This window comes from Brevundimonas sp., assembly GCF_036399195.1.
Classification (GTDB): Bacteria; Pseudomonadota; Alphaproteobacteria; order Caulobacterales; family Caulobacteraceae; genus Brevundimonas.
On sequence record NZ_DASWNO010000110.1, the window covers coordinates 1 to 3,023 of the forward strand.

At 69.0% G+C, this 3,023-nt stretch carries 4 protein-coding genes; 2 read left to right on the forward strand and 2 right to left on the reverse strand.

Annotated features, from left to right (window positions below; all coding sequences use genetic code 11):
- A partial coding sequence (locus VGB60_RS05330) for an acyl-CoA dehydrogenase family protein (protein ID WP_331037227.1) occupies positions 1–1,071 on the reverse strand: 1,071 nt, incomplete at its 3' end.
- Positions 1,072–1,166: 95 nt separating this feature from the next.
- On the opposite strand from VGB60_RS05330, the gene VGB60_RS05335 reads away from it, so the two are divergent.
- A complete protein-coding gene (locus VGB60_RS05335; RefSeq protein ID WP_331037228.1) occupies positions 1,167–1,433 on the forward strand; it encodes a DUF6356 family protein in 267 nt (88 codons plus the stop codon).
- A gap of 63 nt (positions 1,434–1,496) precedes the next feature.
- The gene (locus tag VGB60_RS05340) at positions 1,497–2,741 is read left to right on the forward strand and encodes a CaiB/BaiF CoA-transferase family protein (protein ID WP_331037229.1); all 1,245 of its coding nucleotides are present in this window, start codon (positions 1,497–1,499) and stop codon (positions 2,739–2,741) included.
- A 7-nt stretch (positions 2,742–2,748) separates the two neighbouring features.
- On the opposite strand, the gene VGB60_RS05345 is transcribed toward VGB60_RS05340, so the two are convergent.
- The coding region (locus VGB60_RS05345) for a hypothetical protein (RefSeq protein WP_331037230.1) at positions 2,749–3,023 on the reverse strand (275 nt) is incomplete at its 5' end.

Sequence of the window (3,023 nt, forward strand, 5' to 3'; positions counted from 1 at the left end):
GGTGATGCCGGCGCCGCCGTGCATGTCGCGGGCGACGCGGGCGATGTCGAGCGCCTTGCCGCAGTTGTTGCGCTTCATCATCGAGATGGCCTCGGGAACCCAGGCCCCCTGATCCAGCAGCCGGCCCAGCGCCAGCGCGCCTTCGAAGCCGAGGAAGATCTCGGTCTGCATGTCGGCCAGCTTCTTCTGCACCAGCTGGCGCGACGACAGCGGTCGGCCGAACAGCATGCGCTCGCCGACATAGTCCCGGGTCAGGTGGAAACAGGCCTCGGCCGCGCCCATGGCGCCCCAGGCGATGCCGTATCGCGCCTTGTTCAGGCAACTGAACGGTCCGCGCAGGCCCTTCACGCCCGGCAGCAGGTTCTCTTCCGGCACGCAAACATCGTTCAGGCCGATGTCGCCGGTGACGGAGGCGCGCAAGGAAAGCTTGTCGCCGATCTTGTCGGTGGTGAAGCCGTCCATGCCGCGCTCGACGATGAAGCCGCGGATCACGTCATCGAGCTTGGCCCAGACGATGGCGAGGTCGCTGATCGGCGAATTGGTGATCCAGTATTTGGCGCCGTTCAGGCGATAGCCGCCGTCCACGGCCACCGCCTTCGTCTTCATCGACGCGGGGTCGGAGCCGCCGTCCGCCTCGGTCAGGCCGAAGCAGCCGACCAGTTCGCCCGCCGCCATGCGGGGCAGGAAACGCATCTTCTGCTCCTCCGAACCGAAGGCGTAGATCGGATACATGGCCAGCGACGACTGCACCGACATGGCCGAGCGGTAGCCGCTGTCGACCGCCTCGATCTCGCGCGCGATCAGGCCGTAGGCGACATGGCTGACGCTGGAGCCGCCGTACTGCTCCGGCAGCATGGCGCCGAGGAAGCCCATCTCGCCCAGCTCGGTCATGATGGCGCGGTCGAAGGTCTCGTCGCGGAAGGCTTCGACCACCCGCGGCAGCAGTTTCTCGCGGGCGTAGGACCGGGCTGCGTCCTGGATCATCCGCTCGTCGTCGGTCAGCCGGCCTGACAGGTCCAGCGGGTCTTCCCAGCGGAAGGTCTTCTGGGGAGCAGAGCTGCCGTCGGCCATCGATGGTCTTTCCTGAGCGTGGCGGTCGCGCGCGGTTTAGGCCAGAATGGCGCCGACGGGTAGTGGGCCGGCCCGTCGCAGGTTAGGCTGCCGTCATGATCCGCACGTTGAATCGCCTGTTCGTCGACCACCCGCGCGAGGTGGAGGAAAGCTACTTCCACCACATGGCGGCGTCGTCGCGTTTCGGCTTCCGCCTGCTCAAGCTGGCCGGCTGCGCCTTCCTGCATGCGCTCGTACCGGGCGTGCACAAGGCGACGGTGTCCAAGGCTGTTTGCTGCATGGCCGACGAACTCGACGGCCGCGCACGAGAGGCGCGCGAGTGCCGGATGCGGGATGCAGGGGTGTGGGACCCGGGGCTGTGAGCGGGTGGTTGGTGGGTGGTGATTGGTGGATCGCGCCTTGATCGGGCGGTAGAGATTCGCATCATGACCACCGAAGCAGCGCCGGCCCCGCCAACCACCAACCACCAGTCACCAGCCACCCCTTCCGGCCCACTCTCCGGCGTCCGCGTCCTCGACCTCAGCCGCGTCCTCGCCGGTCCTTGGGCGACCCAAACTCTGGCCGATCTCGGGGCGGAGGTGATCAAGATCGAGCGCCCCGGCGCGGGCGACGACACTCGCCACTGGGGCCCGCCGTTCACGACGAGGACCGACGGCTCGAAGGGCGACGCCGCCTATTTCCTGTGCGCCAACCGGGGCAAGAAGTCGGTCGAACTGGACATCTCCACGCCCCAGGGCGCCGCCGCCGTGGGCGCGCTGGTCGCGACCTGCGACGTGCTGGTCGAGAACTTCAAGACCGGCGGCCTTAAGAAGTACGGGCTCGACCATGCGGCCCTGTCGGCCATCAATCCCCGGCTGGTCTACTGCTCGATCACCGGTTTCGGGCAGGACGGACCGGACGCCCATCGCGCCGGCTACGACTACATGATCCAGGCCATGGGCGGCCTGATGTCGGTGACCGGCCAGCCCGACGGCGCGCCCGGGGCCGAACCGATGAAGGTCGGGGTCGCCGTCGCCGACCTGTTCACCGGCCTCTACGCCTCCAACGCCATCCTCGCCGCCCTGTTGCACGCCCGCGCGACCGGACAGGGCCAGCACATCGACATCGCCCTGTTCGACGTTCAGGCGGCGATGCTGGCCAACCAGGCCGCCAACTATTTCGTCTCGGGCAAGTCCCCAACCCGGATGGGCAACGCCCACCCCAACCTCGCCCCGTATCAGCCCTTCCCCTGCACCGACGGGATGGTGGTGATCGCCGTCGGTAACGACGGCCAGTTCCGCGCGCTGGCGCAGGCGCTGGGCGCCCCCGGCCTCGGCGCCGACCCCCGCTTCCTGACCAACGCCCTGCGCATCGAACACCGCGCCGCGATGACGGCCGAGCTGTCGGCCCTGACGGCTGGTCTGGGCATGAAGGCGTTGATGGCGGCGCTGGAGGCGGCCGGCGTCCCCTGCGGCCCGGTCAACACTATCGATCAGGTGTTCGAGGAGCCGCAGGCGAAGCATCGACGGTTGGTGGTCGAGCAGGCGCGGCCGGACCTGTCAGGGCCGGTGCGCACGGTGGCTTCCCCCATCCGGATGTCGGTGACGCCCGTCGCCTATGACCGCGCGCCGCCGGCGCTGGGGGCGGATACGGATGAGGTGCTGGGCAGGCTCGCCCCGAATCGGGGATAGGCCCGCTTCAGCGACCGATGAGAAAGCCGAGCCCGACCAGGGTCAGGATGGCCAGGATTCCGGCCTTTCGGCCCGGCCTCGACGAAACGGGATCGGCGTCCTCGATCCGCTCGGCGCCGCCCCGAAGCGCCTCGAGCAGGACGCGGGCGGCGTCCGCCTGATCGTTCGGCACGGACAGGTTCACGCCGCCCAGCGCCTGCAGGATCAAGGCGTTGGTCTTCACATGCTCGGCGCCGCCCAGCACCGGATCATACCCGTCGGCCCGCAGCCGGGCCGCCGCGA

Bases quoted from the DNA above. Each gene is read 5' to 3' on its own strand.
- VGB60_RS05335 (WP_331037228.1), top strand. From the start codon at position 1,167: ATGATCCGCACGTTGAATCGCCTGTTCGTCGACCACCCGCGCGAGGTG.
- VGB60_RS05340 (WP_331037229.1), top strand. From the start codon at position 1,497: ATGACCACCGAAGCAGCGCCGGCCCCGCCAACCACCAACCACCAGTCA.